The organism is Streptomyces sp. NPDC026301 (assembly GCF_055567935.1).
This window is the reverse complement of the sequence record NZ_JBVHPN010000006.1, coordinates 333345-352613: the sequence shown is the minus strand read 5'-3', so window position 1 is coordinate 352613 and position 19269 is coordinate 333345. Positions and strand designations below refer to the sequence as shown.

Annotated in this window: 14 protein-coding genes; 3 read left to right on the top strand and 11 right to left on the bottom strand. The window is 73.1% G+C overall.

The features are described 5' to 3' along the window. Positions 1–28: 28 nt before the first annotated feature. The 7 genes from ACZ4MH_RS13200 to ACZ4MH_RS13170 all read right to left on the bottom strand — a co-directional run bounded on the left by ACZ4MH_RS13200 (position 29) and on the right by ACZ4MH_RS13170 (position 10143). Complete coding sequence (locus ACZ4MH_RS13200) at positions 29–3949, bottom strand: lipopolysaccharide biosynthesis protein (protein WP_467754493.1); 3921 nt, start codon at positions 3947–3949, stop codon at positions 29–31. Between the two features lie 84 nt (positions 3950–4033). Next, positions 4034–4804 (bottom strand): polysaccharide deacetylase family protein, encoded by a 771-nt coding sequence (locus ACZ4MH_RS13195; protein ID WP_351601082.1) that lies wholly within the window; start codon positions 4802–4804, stop codon positions 4034–4036. Positions 4805–4845: 41 nt separating this feature from the next. Continuing rightward, positions 4846–5985 carry a glycosyltransferase family 2 protein gene (locus ACZ4MH_RS13190; RefSeq protein WP_351601063.1) on the bottom strand — a complete coding sequence of 380 codons (1140 nt, stop codon included), beginning with the start codon at positions 5983–5985 and terminating at the stop codon, positions 4846–4848. Then, entirely contained in the window at positions 5982–6794 is an 813-nt protein-coding gene (locus tag ACZ4MH_RS13185; protein ID WP_351601067.1) for a glycosyltransferase family 2 protein, read from the bottom strand. Before ACZ4MH_RS13185 ends, ACZ4MH_RS13190 begins: the two co-directional genes overlap by 4 nt. A gap of 315 nt (positions 6795–7109) precedes the next feature. Beyond that, the gene (locus ACZ4MH_RS13180; protein WP_351601070.1) at positions 7110–8252 is read right to left on the bottom strand and encodes a GNAT family N-acetyltransferase; all 1143 of its coding nucleotides are present in this window, start codon (positions 8250–8252) and stop codon (positions 7110–7112) included. A 2-nt stretch (positions 8253–8254) separates the two neighbouring features. Beyond that, on the bottom strand, positions 8255–8668 hold the full coding sequence (locus tag ACZ4MH_RS13175; protein WP_351601073.1) for a hypothetical protein: 414 nt from the start codon (positions 8666–8668) through the stop codon (positions 8255–8257). 239 nt (positions 8669–8907) lie between these two features. Continuing rightward, entirely contained in the window at positions 8908–10143 is a 1236-nt protein-coding gene (locus ACZ4MH_RS13170) for a S8 family peptidase (RefSeq protein WP_351601076.1), read from the bottom strand. Positions 10144–10445: 302 nt separating this feature from the next. Between ACZ4MH_RS13170 and ACZ4MH_RS13165 the strand changes: the two genes are divergently transcribed. Further along, complete coding sequence (locus tag ACZ4MH_RS13165) at positions 10446–11252, top strand: SGNH/GDSL hydrolase family protein (RefSeq protein ID WP_351601079.1); 807 nt, start codon at positions 10446–10448, stop codon at positions 11250–11252. Positions 11253–11255: 3 nt separating this feature from the next. On the opposite strand, the gene ACZ4MH_RS13160 is transcribed toward ACZ4MH_RS13165, so the two are convergent. After that, positions 11256–13052, bottom strand: a complete 1797-nt coding sequence (locus ACZ4MH_RS13160) for a serine/threonine-protein kinase (protein ID WP_467754492.1) — start codon at positions 13050–13052, stop codon at positions 11256–11258. A gap of 344 nt (positions 13053–13396) precedes the next feature. Here ACZ4MH_RS13160 and ACZ4MH_RS13155 point away from each other — a divergent pair, with 344 nt between their 5' ends. Both ACZ4MH_RS13155 and ACZ4MH_RS13150 read left to right on the top strand, forming a co-directional pair. Then, positions 13397–13657 carry a hypothetical protein gene (locus ACZ4MH_RS13155; protein ID WP_030252229.1) on the top strand — a complete coding sequence of 87 codons (261 nt, stop codon included), beginning with the start codon at positions 13397–13399 and terminating at the stop codon, positions 13655–13657. Between the two features lie 369 nt (positions 13658–14026). Next, on the top strand, positions 14027–15772 hold the full coding sequence (locus ACZ4MH_RS13150; protein WP_351599740.1) for an amidohydrolase: 1746 nt from the start codon (positions 14027–14029) through the stop codon (positions 15770–15772). A 42-nt stretch (positions 15773–15814) separates the two neighbouring features. On the opposite strand, the gene ACZ4MH_RS13145 is transcribed toward ACZ4MH_RS13150, so the two are convergent. The 3 genes from ACZ4MH_RS13145 to hmgA all read right to left on the bottom strand — a co-directional run bounded on the left by ACZ4MH_RS13145 (position 15815) and on the right by hmgA (position 19184). Next, the gene (locus ACZ4MH_RS13145; protein WP_351599739.1) at positions 15815–17023 is read right to left on the bottom strand and encodes a type ISP restriction/modification enzyme; all 1209 of its coding nucleotides are present in this window, start codon (positions 17021–17023) and stop codon (positions 15815–15817) included. A gap of 73 nt (positions 17024–17096) precedes the next feature. Beyond that, the gene (locus tag ACZ4MH_RS13140; protein WP_351599738.1) at positions 17097–17846 is read right to left on the bottom strand and encodes a GntR family transcriptional regulator; all 750 of its coding nucleotides are present in this window, start codon (positions 17844–17846) and stop codon (positions 17097–17099) included. A gap of 12 nt (positions 17847–17858) precedes the next feature. Further along, entirely contained in the window at positions 17859–19184 is a 1326-nt protein-coding gene (gene hmgA / locus ACZ4MH_RS13135) for a homogentisate 1,2-dioxygenase (RefSeq protein ID WP_351599742.1), read from the bottom strand. Positions 19185–19269 lie beyond the last annotated feature (85 nt).

Here is a 19269-nt window from a genome sequence, read left to right as displayed (position 1 = left end):
GGCGCAGCCACGACAGCGAGCACGCCTCCTACGACAGCGTCACGAACCGCTGCACGAGGGCGGCCAGGAAGACCACCAGGAGCGGCAGCGAGAACCAGAACGAGCCCTGGACCCAGCGCTGCTTGCCGACGCCCGGCGGGAGCGCCACCCGCACGATCTCGCGGGTGCCCAGCAGCACGATCAGCGCCACCACCGCCAGGCCGCCCGCCACCGACCACGGCGTCCAGGTGACCTTCGGGCCCGCCGGACCGGGGGCGGGCTGCGGTACCGGGCCCGCCGCCGGGGCCTTCAGCTCGTACAGCACGGCGTCGTCGTTGACGACCACCCGCCGCAGCTCGGGGCGGCGGTCCAGGTTCGCGCGCAGCCGCCGCTCCCAGCTGTCCGGGTAGCCGCCGTCCAGCCGCAGCGCCTCGGACTGGCCGCGGTTGACGATCAGGTACGACTGCGGTCCCGCGTCCTTCAGCGCCTTGACGATCGGGCCGACGAGCACCGGGTCGCGCGGCGCGAGGGTCGGCTCGTACTGGACGCGCTCCATGTCCTTGGCCCCCCACGGCATGTCCGGGGTGACGTTGTCGACCGGGTCGTCGGTCATCCACAGCAGCCGTACGGTCGGCTCGTCGTGGGCGTACACGTAGTCCATCGCCGCGACCTCGCCGGGCCGGGTCCGCTCGAACGGCTCGTTGCCCCAGCGGGCCACGAGGAAGCCGAAGACCAGCACCAGGCCCGCCAGCAGGGCCGCGAGCGGCCCGAGGCCGCGGCGGCCGACTGTGGGGCGGCCGGTGGCGGAGGGATCGGCGGTGAGGGGAGTGGCGGCGGGGCGCGGGAAGAGCGCGAGCGCGGCGAGCACGCACGCGCCGGGCAGCGCGAACATGAAGACGCGCAGCGCCATCTCGCCACCGTAGGACTGCATGCCGAAGGCGAGGAACGGCACGAAGGCGAGCACCGGCAGGGAGCGCTCGGCGAAGCCCGCCAGGCGCCGCCGCAGCACGCCCCAGCAGGCCAGCGCGAGCACCGAACCGGCCAGCAGAACCCGGGTGTACAGGACGAGCTTGTGGGTGCTGCTGCCGCCCGCGATACGGCCCGACACCGAGGAGGTGACATTGGAGCCGAGGCCGCCGATGCCGCCGAACAGCTCGTCGAAGTGGCCCGACCAGTAGGGCTCGGCGAGGAAGCCGATCCAGAAGACGACCAGCACGCCGAGCAACAGAGGCAGGCCGCGCAGCGTCGAACGGCGCACGAACACCAGGAAGACGAGCACGCCGAGCATCACGAAGGGCGTGAGCTGGTGGCCTGCCACGGAGACCGCGAACAGCGCGATCAGCACACCGAGCAGGACCGCGCGCTGTCTGCGGCCCGCCGGGCGCACCTCGGCCTCACCGGGGAGCAGCTTGCCGCGCAGCACCCGGGGGTCGCGGAACCACACCATGAGGACCGCGACGAACACGAGGTAGAGCAGGTACGTGAAGCCCTGCGGCGAGAAGTAGTCCTGGCCGACCCAGCCGCACAGCGCGAACAGCCACGCCGCGCTCCACTTCGCGCGCCAGTCCGCCCGTACGGAGCGCAGCAGCAGGAACACCGGGGGGAGGTAGAGAAGTTGGATGGTCAGCGGCCACCAGCGGAGCAGCGCGTCGAAGTCGGTGACGCCGCAGGCCTCGGCGAGGAACTGCGCCCCGGCGAAGAAGCCCGGCCAGCTCCAGCGCGCGTCCAGGTCCGGTACGGCGGTGCCGGTGCGGCCGATGTAGTCCAGGAAGCCCAGGTGCTGCCAGGCGGTGGCGAAGCGCGGCTCGGCCTCCAGGACGGCGGGCAGCGCGTGCAGCGCCACGACCGTGAGCAGCAGCGTCGCCGCCAGCAGGACCCGGCGCGGCCGGGAGAGCCACAGCCCCGCGGCGAACGCCACGGCGAGCAGGGCGGCGCCGATCAGCGTGGCGACGGGCAGGACGGAGATCAGGCCGAGCCCGCCCATCCGGTCCAGGTCGGCGTCGCCCATCCCGCGCAACGGCAGCCAGAAGAGCGCGAGCGCGACGCCGAGCAGGGCCCAGACGCCGAGGTCGGGCCGGGCGGCGAGGCGGGCGGCCACGCCGCCGCGCGCGGCCGGGACCGCGCCGCTCGGGCCCCCTGTGCCGCGCGTACCCGCTGTGCCGCGCGTACCGGCCCCGCCGCCCGCCGCGGCAGGAGCGGCAGGAGCGGCAGAAGCGGCCGGAGCGGCCGGAGCGACGGCCGGCAGCGGCACCGTGTGGGCCTCCGACGCGTTCGGCGGGACGACGACCGGCAGCGGCACCGTGAGCGCCTCAGCGGAGCCGCCAGGCTCTCGCGCGGCCTCCTTCGCCCAGGACGGCTTCCCGGCGGCGGGCGGCGGCGCCTGCTCCTCCGCCAGCGGCGGCCGCACGTCCGGGCGGCGCTCCATGTGGTCGAAGTCCACATGCACGCCCAGCGGCATCGTGTCCACGTCGAGCCGGGCGCGCTGCGCCCATGTGGGCCGGCGCGCCCCCTCGTCCTCGGGGGCGGCGGCCCGGCCGTCCCGGGGAGTGCGTATCGCGTCGCCCAGGTCGCCGTGCATCGCCAGGTCCGCCAGGTCGCCGTCGGGGGCCACACCGTCGGCCGGCGCCTTGGCCAGCGGCGCCACCGGGCGGCCCCGGACCACGCCGGACAGCTTCACCATCGCGACCGAGGCGATCACGGTCAGGCTGCACACCTCCGCGACGCCCGCGCCGGTCAGCCCCATCCGCGGCAACAGGAGCAGCGTCAGGCCGAGCACGAGGAGGCACAGCAGGCCCTGGAGGTAGGCGAGGCCGGAGGTCCTGCTCTGCGCGCGCAGCACAGCGAAGTACGTCTCCATCACCACGCGCAGCACCGCGCCGACCGCGAACCAGCGCAGCAGCGGCGTCGCGGCGTCCGCGTACCCCTTGCCGAACACGCCGAGGATGTACGGCGCGCAGACGAAGAGGAAGAGACAGACCGGGAGCATGATGCGGGCCATCCGGCGCAGCACCGCGCGGGTGTTCTCCGCCAGCCGCGCCGGGTCGTGCGAGCTCTCCACGGTCAGCGAGGCGCCCATGTTGATGGCGAGGAGGTTGACCGTGCCGCCGATGGTGGTGGTGATGTAGAAGTACGCGTTGTCGGCCGCACTGACCTGCGAGGCGACGAGTACGGGTACGAGGTAGACCACCGCGAGCGAGAAGAGGGAACCGGTGTAGTCGCCGGCCAGGAAGCGGCCCATCTCGCGCAGCGAGGGCGGCCGTACGGTGCGCGCGGTGGCCGCGATGTGGCGCGGCACGAGGCGCCGGAAGACCAGGCAGCCCAGCGGGATCACGGACACCGCGATCGCCGCGACCCAGGACACGAAGACGCCCGCGGTGGGCGCCGCCGCCGCGATCGCGACCAGCAGCGCCAGCTTCACCGCCGAGAAGACCAGATTGCCCACCGGCACCCACAGGGCGCTGCGCAGCCCGGTCAGCACCCCGTCCTGCAGGGTCAGCACCGACCAGGCGATGACCGCCACGACGAAGCCCAGGCCGTTGAGCGGGCCGTGCAGGAAGCGGTACGACGGGCCCCACAGGTCCAGAGTGAGCAGGAAGACGCCGGCGGCCACCGCCACGACCAGCGAACTGCCCGCGTACGTACGGAACACCAGCCGGCCCGTCGCCCGCCCGGCGACCGGGATGAAGCGGGCCAGCGCGCCGGTCAGCGTCACCGCGGTGAGCCCGGCCAGCAGCTTCATCGCGGCGATCGCCGCCGAGCCCTGGCCGACCGCCGACTCGGTGTAGTAGCGCGCGGCGACCAGCCAGAAGCCGAGGCCCAGCAGCCCGGAGATGCCCGTGTTGAGCATCAGCGCGTAGGCGTTGCGGAAGAGGGGCGTGCCACCGCCGCGCCCCGGGAACCGCAGCCTGCGCCCGTCCGGTGCCTGTTGGCCCCGCGTGCGTTCCTCGGTCCGGGTGGTCGTGTCAGACACTGGCTCGGGTTCCCTTTCCTGAGGCCCGGCACTGTGTGTCACCGGGCCCCACTGACGGCCTTACGTCGGCGCCGCAGCGCGGGGTCAGCCCCCGGGTGTGCAGAGCCGGATCGCCTGACGCGATCTGCGGAGCAGGGCGTAGCCCTTGGTGAGGACGTGGTCCTTGGCGAAGATGCGGCCGATGGCCTCGCCCGCGACGATCCGCCGGAACTCCGCCAGGTCCGTGCCGCGCCGCACGGTCAGCCGGCGCAGCGCGTACGGGCCCTGCCGGTGGCCGGCCAGTCCGTTGCCGACCGCCAGCGACTGGTGGAAGCCGGCGGCGCGCACCGTCCGCCGCACCCGCCGGCTGGAATAGCCGTACGGGTAGGCGAAGGACACCGGGGCGGCGCCCAGCTGCTCGGCGACGATCCCCTTGCAGCGCAGCACCTCGGACCAGAGCCGGTCGTCGGAGAGCTGGTCCAGCTGGGGATGGGTGTGGCTGTGGCCGCCGATCTCCACGCCGGCCGCGGCCAGTTCCCGCACCTGTTCCCAGCCGAGCATGGTGTCCAGCGCGCCACCGGTGTCGTACGGCCCCGGCAGCCAGCCGGTGGAGACGAAGAGGGTGGCCGGGAAGCCGTACTTGGCCAGGACGGGCAGGGCGTGCCGGTGCACGCCTTCGTAGCCGTCGTCGAAGGTGATCAGGACCGGGCGGTCGGGCAGCGGGCCGCCGTCCCGCCAGGCCGCCGCGAGCCGCTCGGTGGTCAGCGGGTGGTACCCCTCGTCGTCCAGGACCGCCATCTGCTCGGCGAACGCGCCGGGCGCGACGGACAGGCCGTGCGTCGCGGGGGCCGGCTTGTGGGCGACCGCGTGGTACATGAGGATCGGCACGGGGGAGAGGGCGCTGCCCTCGGGGCCGGTCACGCGACCGCCCCCTCGTCGCCGCGCAGCACGCCCTTGCCGGGGGCCGGAGCGTCGCCGCGTACGGGCTTCTCGGCCCGTACAGGCTTCTCGGCCCGTACGGCCAGCCGCACGGGCTCCGCCGGCGGGCGGGCGGCCGTCGGCCCCGGTACCGCCGCGGCTGTCGGCCCCGGTACCGCAGCGATCACGAATCCGCCGCCCGAGCGGCGGGTGCGGGCCGTGCCGACCAGATAGCCGCCGGCCGCGGCCGCCACGCCCGCGACGATCGCGCCCGCCCGGGCCGCGCCGCCCGGCCTGCGCAGCAGCGCGTCGCGGACGCCGCGCGCCACCCCGGAGGGCAGCACGCGGGTGGTGTAGCGGCGCTCCGTCGACAGCCCCTCCTGGGCGCCTACGCTGCGCGCGACCAGGGCCTTGGACAGGCCCTCGGCGTAGGCGCGGGTGCGGAAGTAAGCGAAGCGCTCGCGGCCCGCCGGGACCCGGTGGTGGATCACCGACCGGTCGTCGATGAGCAGGACGGCGTCCGGGCACGCGCGGGTGAGCCGGATGCACAGCTCGGTCTCCTCGCAGCCCAGCGGCCGCTTGTCGCCGTCCCGGCCGATGCCGGTGGCGAACCCGCCGGCGATCTCGAACGCCTCGCGGCGGAACGAGGCGTTGCCGCCGAGGACGTTGCGCACCCGGGTCCGGCCCGGCGGCAGGCCGAGGTAGGTGCAGCCGACGACCCAGTCGAACTCCCGGGGGAACCACGCGGGGCGGCGCCCGGAGGCCCAGATCGGCTCGGTACGGCCGCCGATCGCCATCACCCTGGGGTCGGCGTACCCCTCGGCGAAGTGCAGCAGCCACTCGCGCTCGGCGACCGCGTCGTCGTCGAGGAAGGCGATGACCTCCCCGGTGGACTCCGCGACGCCGGTGTTGCGGCCCGCGGAGAGGCCTCTGGGCCCGGCGTTGGGCAGCACGCTGATATCGGTGGCCCCGGCGAACTGCGCGCGCAGCCGCGTCAGCAGGGCCGGGTTGTGGTCGACGACGAGCAGGATCTCGTGTGCCGGGTGCAGCTGGTCACGCACCGAGGCCGCCGCGGCGAGAATGTCGCCCCAGCGGTCCTCGGTGTACACGCAGATCACCACGGAGACGCGGACGCTCAAGACACCTCTCCCGTGATCATCGCGGGCCGCACCGCGCGCTTACGGGTGCCGCGTTCGCGCATGATGACCTTCAGGACGCGGATGCCGTCCCGGACCGCGCGCAGGTTGCTGACGCCGTGGATGCGGTTGTACTCGTGGCTGGGGATCTCCTGGACGCGCAATCCCGCCTTGACGACGCGGATGTTCATCAGCGTCTCGACCTCGAAGCCCGCGCAGTCCAGCGCGATCTCGTCCAGGCAGTGCCGCCAGAAGGCGTTGTAGCCGTAGCACAGGTCGGTGTAGCGGGCGCCGAACTTGGTGTTGACCAGGGTGGTCAGCACACGGTTGCCGAGCTTGCGGATGGGCGTCATGTCGTCGGTGCCGCCGCCGTTGGCGAACCGCGAGCCCTTGGCGAAGTCGGCGCCGCCGACCAGCGCCGAGACATAGGAGACGATCTCGGCGCCGTCCGCCGAGCCGTCCGCGTCGATCATGACGATGATCTCGCCGGTGCACGCCGCGAAGCCGCTGATCAGGGCGTCTCCCTTGCCCTTGCCGCGCTGCTTCACGACCGTGACGTCCGGCCACAGGTCCCGTGCCACCTGCACGGTGTCGTCGGTGGAATTCCCGTCCACCAGGACCACTTCGTGGATCCAGTCCGGAAGTGTCTTGAAAACGTACGGGAGATTTTCCGCTTCGTTCATCGCAGGTATCACGACGCTGACCGGCGGAGCAATCGCCAAGTGTGAGGAAACGGGTCGGTATTGCGCCTGTGCGGGAATCCGCGCTGCGGATTTCTGATCCGTCTCCGCAGGGCGAAGGAACGAGCTCATGAGTCTTTTTTCCCTCTCGTCCGGTAGGCCGCCCACCCCCGGGCAGCCCGGATGTGTTTCCGGTTCGAAAGGGGGGTTCACACTCTGGTCAGCACGGCATGGAACACCGGACGGACAGAGCGAGCTGGCATGCGTGTTTCCGCGGCTCGTGACTCGACGCTGGCATACGTATCGAGCACGGCACCCCCCTACCGCGCCCCGCCCCGGGCCCCGTCGCGGCGCTTGAGCCCTCCCCTAGAGCCGCTGGATGACGATCCGTTGCGGGTGGATTGTACGACCGTATTGATGATTGGCACTCTATGGCAAGAGCTGGAACTACAAATCCCCTTTTGTCTTGTCGGTGGAAAGGGAGCGGACCGTTCCGTGTTCTCCGGTACGGATTCGGCCCATCCGTTTGAGCAGTCGGTCGGCCGGCTCGAACAATTCCGGCCGGGTCACCACGGTGTTCCGCAGTGCTTTTACCGGCGCGCGCCGTGCGCGATGTCCCAGCGCCACCGGGTGGCGCCGCGTCACCCACCCTTCGGAAACCTGAATTTCCCGTGTCTTGAAAGAATCCTTGTACTCCTTCTCGCCACGGCCGAGATCCAGATACGCCATGGAATCCGCGGCGGCCCCCTCGGCCATCCGCAGATGCAGGATCAGCCCCGGCGAAAACTTCGCGAACTCCGGGTCGTAGGCCGGGAACCAGCACGCCAGCACCCGCTCCGAACGCAGCCCGAAGTGCGCGGCGACCGGCCGCTCGCCGGCGTACAGGACCGACAGCACGCCCGCGAAGGAGTCGGTGCGGGTGTGGAACAGCTGCTCCACCAGGTGCGTGATCCACGGCCGCGCGAAGCGGTCGCTGCGCCCCGTTCTTCGGTACTGCGCCGATTTCCAGTCGATCAGCCGGCGCAGAACGGCCGGATCGCGCTCGTCGTGGACGTACCGCACCTCGCCCACGTCCCGCCCGAGCTTGCGCTCCTTGGCGAGGGTGGTGCGGGTGAACTTCGGCGACTGCTTCCGCAGCCGGGCCATGTACGTCTCGAAGCCCTGGTCCACGTCGATCACCGGGGACGGGAACGGCTGCAGGGGCTGCGCCTCGAACGGCTTCTGGCCCTCGACCAGGTGATCGAACTCCAGCACCGCCAGCCCGCACGCGTGCAGCAGCTCGCGCGCCTCCCACTGGAAGCCGGGCCGGTGCACCAGACCCTGGGCGTCCGAGACGCCGAGGCCGATCGCCCGTCCGACGCCCAGCGCGCTCCGCTGGAAGGGCAGGAACGCGGCCGGCTCGCCGTCCTCCCTGATCACCGCGACCCGCACGCCGCGGCGACAGCGGCCCACCGCGAGCGCGAACTCCGGTGCGAGAAAAGGATTTCCCAGGACCGGTGCGCCCAGGAGGTGTGCCTGGGACTGCACGGCGGTCCACGCCGCCCGGTCGGCGCCGCTCAGCTCGCCGGGGCGGTACACGCTGATGTCCACGTTCAGTCCGTCCGTGCATCTGGCGCGGACGCCCCCCGGCGCCGCACGCTCGCCAGCAGGAAGAGGGTGCCGCTGATCGCCGCCACGGCCACGACCCCGCCGCGCGCCGACCACATGTGCAGCGACAGCATCGCCTGCGCGACCAGCATGTCGACGGCGAGCGCCCCCGCGCCCGCGACCACCGTGCGGCTGAGCGGGTCCAGACGGCCCAGGGCGGCGGCGATGGCGGCCGCCGGCGCGCCGAGCAGAAAGAAGAGCGTGAAGGGCGCGCGCAGCGGCGAGGCGAGGTCGGCGAGCGCCAGCACGGCACCCACACCCCCCACCGCGACGGCGGCTCCCGCGAGCAGTGGCGTCGGCTCCCCCCGGGCCGGTCTGCTGCCGCTCGATCTGTTGCTGTTGATGGTCTTGGTCTGCATTGGCAGCTTTGCCCCCCATAAAGCGGCCTGATGCTCATAAGCACCCGATGCCGGGCTTCAATGTGGCCCGCCCGCCGGGCGCCCGTCAAGATGCAAAGAAGACGTGAACGAGCCACGTCCGCCGCACTGGTCGCGGTGGACGTGGCCCGTCGGCAAACTGTGGTACCGAGCCATGGAACCGTCAGTTCCGGTCGTGTCGGAAACGTGTGGGGCGCCGGGCGTGCGCGGGCGCCCGGAGGTTACGGAACGATTTTCAGGAGCTTGTTCGGGGAACCGCTGCCGGGGCTGGTCACGACGCCGGACGTGGCGCCGCCGACCAGGGCGCTCGACACCGCGGCGGGCGAGGCGGACGGGTGCCCGGCGAGGTAGACGGCGGCCGCGCCGGCTACGTGCGGGGTGGCCATGGACGTACCGGAGATGGTGTTGGTGGCGGTGTCGGAGGTCCGCCAGGCGCTGGTGATGCTGCTCCCGGGCGCGAACAGGTCCAGGCGGGAGCCGTAGTTGGAGTAGCTGGCGCGGGCATCGGTGCTGGTGGTGGCGCCGACGGTGATCGCTTCGGGGACGCGGGCCGGCGAGGAGGTGTTCGCGTCCGCGTTGGAATTGCCGGCCGCGATCGCGTAGGTCACGCCGCTCGCGATGGAGTTCTTCACGGCGTTGTCCAGCGCGGTGCTCACGCCGCCGCCCAGCGACATGTTCGCCACCGACGGGCCGCTGTGGTTCTTGGTGACCCAGTCGATGCCCGCGACGACCTGGGCGGTGGTCCCGGAGCCGGAGTTGTTGAGCACCCGTACGGCGACGACCTTGGCCTTCTTGGCGACGCCGTAACTCGTGCCGGCAGCGGTGGCCGCGACGTGGGTGCCGTGGCCGTTGCCGTCCTGCGCGACGTTGTCGTTGTCCACCGCGTCGTAGCCGTTCACGGCGCGGCCGCCGAAGTCCTGGTGGGTGACCCGGACTCCGGTGTCGATGACGTACACGGTCGTACCGCTTCCGGCGCTGTCCGGGTACGTGTATCTCCGGTCCAGCGGGAGGTTCGTCTGGTCGATGCGGTCCAGACCCCAGGACGGGGGAGCGGCCTGGGTGCCGGTGGCGTGCACCGTCGTGTCCTGGAACACCTGGTCCACGGCCGGGTCGGCGGCGAGCCGTCTCGCCTCGGTGGCGGAGAGGCGGGCCGCGTAGCCGTTGAGCGCGGCGGTGTACGTCCGCCGCACGGTGCCGCCGTGCGCGGATATCAGGCGTCTGCCGTCGGCGGACGCGGCCTTGAGGCCCGCGGACTTCTTGAGGGTGACGAGGTAGCTGCCCGGGACGGCGTTCGCGGCGCCCGCGCCGATGACCGTGCCCTCGGCGGGCGCGGCCTGGGCCGGGAGCGCGGCGACGCCGAGGGTGACGGCGGCCGACGCCGCGGTGACCGCCGTGGCGATCCGGAGCCTGGCCGGAATCCGGCCGAAAACCTTGGTGGTGGTACGCATCACTGCCATGCGAGGGGGTCCTCCTCATCAGGTGCGCGTGGTGCGTGCGCTTGGGGGGTGGCGCACGGATTCGTGCGCTACGGGCGGCAGTTGAGGATGCGACGGGCCGCCCTGACGAAAGATTCGCCGAGAGACGGGAGAGGAGACAAGAGGGCCTGGCTTGATGTCATATGCACGACATAGTGCGGCAATCCGCCGGGGCGCGTGGCCACTCACGCTCTACGCGAGTAGCAAAGTTGGCATGAACACTTCCATCAACCGTGTCGTACTGCTACCACGGTTGCGGCAGAGATCCTGCTATTGGAGGTTCCATGAGAGTTTCCAGATGTGCGGGCTTCTTGTCCGCCTTCCTCATCACCTCGTCCCTGGCGCTCTTCGGCGCCGCTCCCGCTTCCGCCGCCCAACTCGACGGCGCCGCACGCTATGTGGCGCTCGGCGACTCCTACTCCTCCGGCGTCGGAGCCGGCAGCTACGACAGTGGCAGCGGCTCCTGCAAGCGCAGCAGCAAGGCGTACCCCGCCCTCTGGGCCGCCGCGAACTCACCCGCCTCGTTCACCTTCGCGGCCTGCTCGGGCGCCCGTACGGGTGATGTCCTCAACAGCCAATTGACGGCTGTGAACGGTGACACGAGCCTGGTCTCCCTGACCGTCGGCGGCAACGACGCCGGCTTCGCGGACACCATGACCACCTGCGTGCTCTACTCCGAGAGCACCTGCCTGGCCCGGGTCCAGCAGGCGCGCACGTACATCAACACCACGCTCCCCGGGAAGCTGGACCAGGTGTACAGCGCCATCTCCGGCAAGGCGCCCAACGCCCACGTGGCCGTCCTGGGCTACCCCCGCTTCTACAAGCTGAGCGGTGACTGCGTCGCCGGCCTCACCGAGAAGGAACGCGCCGCGATAAACGCCGCGGCGGACGACATCAACTCCGTCACCGCCAAGCGGGCCGCCGACCACGGCTTCGCCTTCGGTGACGCCAACACCACCTTCGCCGGCCACGAGATCTGCTCGGGCAGCGCCTGGCTGCACAGCGTCAGCTATCCCGTCGACGAGTCCTACCACCCGACCGCCACCGGCCAGTCCAGCGGCTACCTGCCGGTGTTCCGCGCCACCGCGTAGCCCCTACCAGGGCGAGCTCTCACCCCCCGAAGGCGAGCTCTCGTCCCCTGAGGGAGAGTCCCCGCCGTACGTAGGGGAAGCCCCCGTGTCCGTGGGGGAGGCCCCCGTGTCCGTAGGGGACGGTTCCGGAGTCGTCTCCGTGTCCGTGGGGGACGGCTCCGTGGGGGACGGCTCCGGGGAGGAAGGAGCAGGGGAGGCCCCGCCGCTCGGGGCCTCCCTCTCGCACGTCAGGGAGAAGGCGGCGCGGTTCGAAGTGACCGCCTCCGGGCTCCGCACCTTCAGCCCCGCCCGGCCCGTCAGTGTGCCGCCCGGCTCGTACGCCGTCACCGTGAGCCCCACCGTCACCCGCTGCGCCCCGCCGTCCGGGAAGCGGACCGTCCGCCACGGCCCGTCGGGGGAACCGCCGCCGTCGATGTCCCAGCGGTAGACCACCTCGGCCGGACCGCGGCTGACCGTGATGACCCCGGAGAATGCCGGGGCCGCGGCGACGGGCGGCGGACACCTCCCCGTATAGCCGCCGCGTACGGTCGAGACGGCGACCGTGACCGTGACCGCGGGCGATGCGGTGCGCCGCCCGCCCCCGTCGCCGCCCTCGTCCGCGCCGCCCGTACCGGGCCGGTCACTCCCGTAGCCCTGCTCGGCGTCCGGCTCGGCGGAGGACCCGGGCCGCGCGCTCGCGGACGCGGTGCGGTCGCCCGGCCCGGGCCCGGGGCCGCCGTCCCTGCCCAGTAGCGCCCAGGCGGCGCCGCCGGCCGCCAGCGCGACGGCCAGGGCGGTCGCGGCCAGCCCGGCGGCCGAGCGACGCAGGCGCCGGCGCGGCGGCGTGGCATGCGGGCCGTAGGAGCCCGCCGGAGGAGGCGGCGGCGGGGCGCCCGACGCGGAGCCCGGACCGGTGTCCCGGGGCGGACCGTGCGCCGCGAGCGTCGGGGAGTACGGGGGCGGCGGCGCGGTGGCCGTCACCGTGGCCGGCTGCCCGCCGCTCGCGACCGCCGCGAGCATCCCCGCGGCCTCGTCCGCCGGCAGCCGCTCGCGCGGGTCCTTGCGCAGCAGCCCCGCGAGTACGGGCGCCAGCGGGCCCGCCCGGCGCGGCGGCGGCAGTTCCTCGTCGACCAGCGCGCGCATCGTGCCCAGCGGCGTCTCCTCGTGGAACGGCGGCGCGCCCTCCACCGCCGCGTACAGCGTCACGCCCAGCGACCACAGGTCCGACTCCGGGCCCGGCGTCCGCCCGAGCGCCCGCTCCGGCGCGAGGAATTCGGGCGAGCCGATCAGCTCGCCGGTCAGGGTGAGCGCGGAGGACCCCTCGACCGTCGCGATCCCGAAGTCGGTGAGCACCACCCGGCCGTCGTTCGCGAGCAGTACGTTGCCCGGCTTGACGTCGCGGTGCAGCACGCCCGCCGCGTGCGCCACCCGCAGCGCGGCCAGCACCTCGGCGCCGATCCGGGCCGCGCGCATGGGGGACAGCGGCCCGTCGGCCGTCAGGGTGTCGGCGAGCGAGAGGCCGCGGATCAGCTCCATCACGATCCACGGGCGGCCGCCCTCGGTGACCACGTCGAAGACGGTCACCACATTGCGGTGCGCGATCCGGGCCGCGGCCCGGCCCTCCCGCTCCAGTCGCTCGTACAGCAACCGTTCCTCGTGCGCGGGCAGTTCGCGCGGCGCCCGCACCTCCTTGACGGCCACCTCGCGACCCAGCAGCTCGTCCCGGGCCCGCCATACCGCGCCCATGCCGCCGCGGCCCAGCTCGTCCAGCAGGCGGTAGCGGCCCGCCAGCACCCGTTCGTTCCCCGCACCTGTGTCCATGGCACGAGCCCCCTCGACCCGGCAAAAGGAGCGATGTGGAAAAAACGTACCCCGGTCCGCCGCCGTTGCCGCCCCTTCGGCGGCAATCCGGAGCGCGGCGGGGAGGGGGACGGCGAGCCCGGTGGTGACGCTCCGTCATGGGGGGCGCACGCTCGGGGCCGCGGCGTGCCCCCGTACGCCGTCAACTCGGCCTGGAGTAGGTGCGGTACGCGGACGTTCCGTATGGTGTTCGTCAACGCCCTTGCGGGGCAGGTGAATACTGATACCGGGCTGCGCGAAGGTCGTGCGGGAGAGATAGGGTTACCCTGCCCGGGCCGGGTGCCCTCGTACGGGTGGGGAGTGTCATGGAACAGATTGCAGTACGCAGCAGGCCGCGAGTGCCTGCCATCACATGCGGCGGCGCGTCCAGTGCGCGCCTGGACCGCCACCTCGCGGTGCTCGGCGGACCGGCGATACCGCAGCGGGAGACCGAGGGCGCCACGTCGCTGATGCAGGAGATCACCAAGCGTGACCACGCACGGACGCGGAAGAGCCGCGGGGCGCGGGTCTCGCTCTTCGCGCCGCTGCGCCGGCTGCGCCGGTCGCTCTTCGGCGGTCACGGCTGAGCGGGGCCGCGCCGAGCGGTGCTCCGGTGCGCCCCGAGTGCGCCCCGTCAGCTCCCCGCCGCTGATCCGGCCCCGTCCGCGGGCCGCCGGACACCGCCCGGTCCCGGCCATCGCAGCCCAGTATCACGGTCGTACGCGTCCGTCCCTCTCCCGGTAGTCCGGGGCAGGGCGGGCGCGTTCCGCTTTTCCGGCGCCCGGCGGCCGCCCGGCGGTGAGCCGTATCGACCTGCCGGATCACCCGGTCACTCGTACTGGATCACCGCCTCACTCGTAACGGTGATCTCTCGCCGGGCTGTTGACGTGACGATCATTCCGCGCCAGGGTGCAGATCGCTTGCCCCGTACAACCACTTTGCCGCGGGAGGCGCCGGTGTGTGATCTGCACGACGACCACGAGCACAAGCACGGGCACGACGCGGGGGCGGCCCCCGGCGGGCTCAGCAGACGCAGAATCGTTCAGCTGCTGGGAGCCGCGGGGGTGAGCACCGCGGCCATGGGCGCGGCCGCCGACCCCGCGATGGCCGCCGCGTCCGACGCGGCCGCGGCGGACCCCGACGGATACGAAGCGCCCAAGGGGCTGGCCGCGGACTCCCCGGCCAAGGCCGCCGCGCTGGCCTGGATCGACGACCAGCGGGCGAGGATCACCGGGCTGGACGACGAGATCTGGGAGAACGCCGAACTCTCGCTGCGCGAGTGGAAGTCCTCGCTCGCCGAGGCGGACTTCCTCAAGGCCGCCGGCTTCGACGTGGAGTTCGGCACGGCCGGCTTCCCGACCGCCTTCACCGCCACCTTCCGGCACGGCAAGGGCGGCCCGGTGCTCGGCTTCAGCGGCGAGTACGACGCGCTGCCGGGGCTGTCGCAGCGCAGAGGCGTGGGCCACCACGACCCGCTGGAGTACGTCCACGACCCGTTCGCGCCCGGGTACGGGCCCGGCCACGGCTGCGGCCACTGTGCCCTGGGCACCGCGGCGGCGGCCGCGGCCGCCGCGGTTGCCAAGGCCGCCACGGCGCACGGCCTCGACGTCACGGTGAAGTTCTTCGGCTCCACCGCCGAGGAGCAGCTGATCGGCAAGACGTACGCGGTCAGCAAGGGCGTGTACGACGGGCTGGACGCCTTCCTGGACTGGCACCCGTCCACGTCCAACGCGACCGGCTGGGGCTCCTCCACCGCGATGACCGCGGTCACCTTCACCTTCCTGGGCGTCGCGGGCCACGGCGGCACCCCGCTCGGCAACAAGAGCGCGCTGGACGCCGCGGTGATGATGGCGACGATGTCGGAGTTCCTGCGCGAGGAGAACCTCGCGCCGTCCGGCCGCCTGCACTGGGTGATCAACAACGGCGGTGACATCCCGAACGTCACCCCGGAGATCTCCGAGATCTCGTACTACGTGCGCGAAGGCAGCCCGGAGCGGGTCCAGGTCCTGCTCGACAAGGTCATCGAGGTGTCCGAGGCGGCCGCCAAGGCCAGCCGGACCACCGTCCGGCACCGGATCACCTCGGCCTGCTGGAACCAGCTGCCGTCCCGGTCCTTCGCCGAGCTGATGCACGACAAAATGCGCCGGATCGGCCCGCCGGACTTCAGCGACGAGGCCCAGCGGCTGGCCAAGGACCTGCAGAAGTCGCTCGGCCTGCCCGAGAAGGGGCTGCACGACAAGATCGGCGAGCTGACCCCGCCCAACCCGGTCTTCATGGGCGGCGGTTCCACCGACGTCGCCGACATCAGCTGGAACGTGCCCACCGTCTCCATGGGCGCGGCCCTCGCCCCCATCGGCACGAAGATGCACACCTGGTCCACGGCCGCGTGCGCGGCGGCGGCGCCCGGCCACGCGGCCCTCCTCGCGGCGGCGAAGTACCTCGCGGCGACCGCGGTGGACCTGATCACCCAGCCCGCGCGGCTGAAGGCGGTCAAGGACGAGTTCGCCGAGCGGACCAAGGGCGTGCGCTGGAAGACCGCCCTGCCGGACGGCTACGAGCCGCCCATGTACGAACCGCCCCAGTGGTTCCTGGAGCGCACCGGTCAGTCCTGGCCGCCGCCGAACATCACCTGGCCCCCGAAGCGCGTGGTGAGCAACGAGAAGTTCGGCTCGCTGGGGCCGGAGCTCGCGCCGCAGAAGTAATCCCGCCGACGGGGCCGCCCCGCTACAGACGGGGCCGCCCCGCTACAGCAGCGCGAACTGGCCGTCCGGGCCCTCCTCGTGGTGGTCCAGGACGGAGGCCGGGCGGAGCGTCGCCGCGGGGGCCGGGAGGACGCACGCGGCGGTCAGCTCCGTGGCGCTGACGAGGGTGGAGGCGTCCAGCGCGGCCGTCAACCGGTCCTGCTCGGGGCCCAGTTCGCCGAGCAGGGCCAGTACGGTGATCAGCTCCAGGAGGTCGGTGGTCCACTCCTGGGGCCAGGCGGCGGGGCGTACCGCCTCCAGCGTGCCCGGTTCGACGGCGCCCGTACGCCGCTCCAGCCACGCCTCCAGGACGCGGACGCCGCCCGCGTGCGCGTCCCAGGCGGCGGCCGGTACGGGGGAGATCCGGCCCCCGCCGAGGAGCAGCGCCTCCGCCTCCGGGGCGTACGCGAACTCCGTGGGCAGCCCCCGGGCGGGCAGCGCGGCGCGCACGTACGGGCGGCGGCCGCCGGGCAGCCGGGGGCGCTCGCCGCTGCCCGCGCCCCGGGTGTGCAGCCGGATCAGCTCGCGCCCCAGCGCCACCCCGCGCGCCCACAGCTCCGGTTCCGCGGTCAGCGGGACGGTGATGCCGCCGCCGTCGTGCCGGGCGGTGGCGGCGAGGTAGGCGAAGGCGTCCTCGGCGGTGACCGGGTGCCCGAGGCGGTCGCCGAGGTGGCCGAGGAGGCCGGGCGCGAGGTTCGGTTCGGTGCCGGCGGGGCGGCGGTAGAGGGGGCGGACGCGGCCCTGGCGGCCGACGGGCAGGGCGGTGGAGAGGGCGAGCGCGGGGCCGGTGTCCTGCGGGACGCGCGGCTGCTCGACGGCGAAGAGCTGGGCGGCGTCCGCGACCCGCCACAGCTCGGGCCGGGCCGCGTCGATCAGCCGGTGGTCGGGCAGCAGCCACAGCTGGTCGTGCGCGCCGTGCCGGACCCGCACCGGCTCCGGGCAGGGCGCGTCGCCCGCGACCAGCCGGGCCAGCCGGCCGGTCGCGGTGGCCTGTCCGGGGAGCTGGCCGACCGCGGTGTGCAGGGTGCGGGCCCGGGACGGGCGGAAGAGCCGCTCGCGGTCGGCGGCGTCCGCGGCGCGCAGCAGCGCGTCCCAGCGCGCCCGCAGCGAGCCGGTGTCCGGCGCCATGATCCAGGCCCGGCCGAGCCGCGGCGCGGCGACGGACCACGGCATCAGGTCGGACAGCAGGGGCACGTCCTGCTTCGCCGTCACGCGGCAACCCTCCCGGACGGTTCGGATGACCCCGGCATCGTAACCACGCCCCCGGAACCGGCGGCAGGGTCGCTCAGTGGGCGTCCAGCGTCACCGTGAACGAGAAACGGTCGCCCCGGTAATGGATGCGCGCCACATCCACCACCTGCCCCGCCTCGTCGTACGTGATGCCCGTGTAGTGCAGGATCGGGCTGAGCAGCGGGACGTCCAGCAGCCGCGCGGTCTCCGGGTCCGCCAGCCGCGCCTCGACGGTGTCGGTGATCCGCCCGATCCGTACCCCCACCGCGTCCCGCAGCACCTTGGTCATCGGGTGGCGCTCCAGCTCGGCGGGGTCGATGCGGGCCGCGACGTCCGGACGGACGTGGTTGACGGCGTGGTTGGTCGGCTCGCCGGTCCGCTCGTCGCTGCGCAGCCGCCGGTACACGCCCACGTCCGGCAGCCCGGGGAAGTGCTCGGCCAGCTCCGGCGGCACCGGGGCCGTGCCGTGCTCCAGCAGCTCGCTCACCATGCCGGACTGCTGGGCCACGATCGCGTCCACCGAGCCCAGCAGCCGTACCGGGGCGCCGCGCCGCGCGGCGGGCTCGATGAACGTGCCCCGCCGCCGGTGCCGGCTGATCAGTCCCTCGGTCTCCAGCTCCTTCAGGGCCTGCCGCATGGTCAGCACGCTCACCCCGTAGTGCGCGGCGAGCGCCTCCTCGGTGGGCAGCCGCAGCGGCGCCTCGGGGGAGCGGCCCAGTATCGAGGCCCGCAGCGACTGCGAGACCTGGTACCACAGGGGCAGCTTGCGGTTCAGGGCGAGCGAGTCGGGCGCGAAGGTCGTCACGGACACCAGCCTCTAGAGACGGAAGTGGCGCTCCAGACCCTGCCACACGGCGTCATAGCCGCTCTGCAGGTGGTCGGCGCCCGCGGCCTGCTCGGTGAGCAGCACCGGCCAGCGCGTCTCGAACATGAACGCCAGCCCGTCGTCGACCTTCTGCGGCTTCAGCTCGGCGGTGCTCGCCTTCTCGTACGTCGCGCGGTCCGGGCCGTGCGCGGACATCATGTTGTGCAGCGACCCGCCGCCCGGTACAAAGCCCTCCGCCTTCGCGTCGTACGCGCCCTCGATGAGGCCCATGTACTCGCTCATCACATTGCGGTGGAAATAGGGCGGCCGGAAGGTGTTCTCGCCGACCAGCCAGCGCGGCGCGAAGACGACGAAGTCCACGCCGGCCAGGCCCGGGGTGTCGGAGGGAGCGGTGAGGACGGTGAAGACCGACGGATCGGGGTGGTCGTACGAGATCGTGCCGAGGACGTTGAACCGGCGCAGGTCGTAGACGTACGGGACGTGGTTGCCGTGCCAGGCGACGACGTCCAGGGGGGAGTGGTCGTAGGTCGCGGTCCAGAGGTTGCCGCAGTACTTGTTGAGGACTTCGCAGGGCTCGTCGGCGTCCTCGTACGCGGCGACCGGCGCGAGGAAGTCCCGCGCGTTGGCCAGCCCGTTGGCGCCGATCGGGCCGAGGTCGGGGAGCTGGAAGGGGCGGCCGTAGTTCTCGCAGACGTACCCCCGCGCCGACGCCTCCAGCAGCTCGACGCGGAAGCGGACGCCGCGCGGGATCAGCGCGACGTGCCCCGGCTCGGCGTGCAGCAGCCCGAACTCCGTGCGCAGCAGCAGCCCGCCGCGCTCGGGGACGATCAGGAACTCGCCGTCCGCGCTGCTGAACACGCGCCGTTCCATGGAGGCGTTGGCGTGGTACAGGTGCACGGCCATGCCGGTGCGCTGCCGCGCGTCGCCGTTGCCGCCGAGCGTCCACAGCCCGGCGACGAAGTCCGTGCCGGGCGCGGGCTCGGGGAGCGGGTTCCAGCGCAGCCGGTTCGGGTCGGGCTCGGTGCCGGTGAACGGCGCGGCCCGTACGCCGCCGTTGTCCGTCCGGCGGAACGGCGGGTGGGCGGCCGAGGGGCGGATGCGGTACAGCCAGGACCGGCGGTTGTGCGCCCGCGGCTCGGTGAACGCGGTGCCGCTCAGCTGCTCGGCGTACAGGCCGAGCGGGGCCCGCTGGGGGGAGTTGCGGCCGATGGGCAGCGCGCCCGGCGCGGCCTCGGAGCAGTGCTCGTTGCCGAAGCCGGGGGAGTACGTGAGCCCCTGCGCCGTCTTCCTCGCCTGCTCGCCGACCGTGCCTGTCATCGCGTGCTCCCGCCGCTCGCTCAGGGGATTCCGGAAGTTCGGGGCGACCCGGGGAATCCTGTGCATGACCCTAGGATTGGCGCCC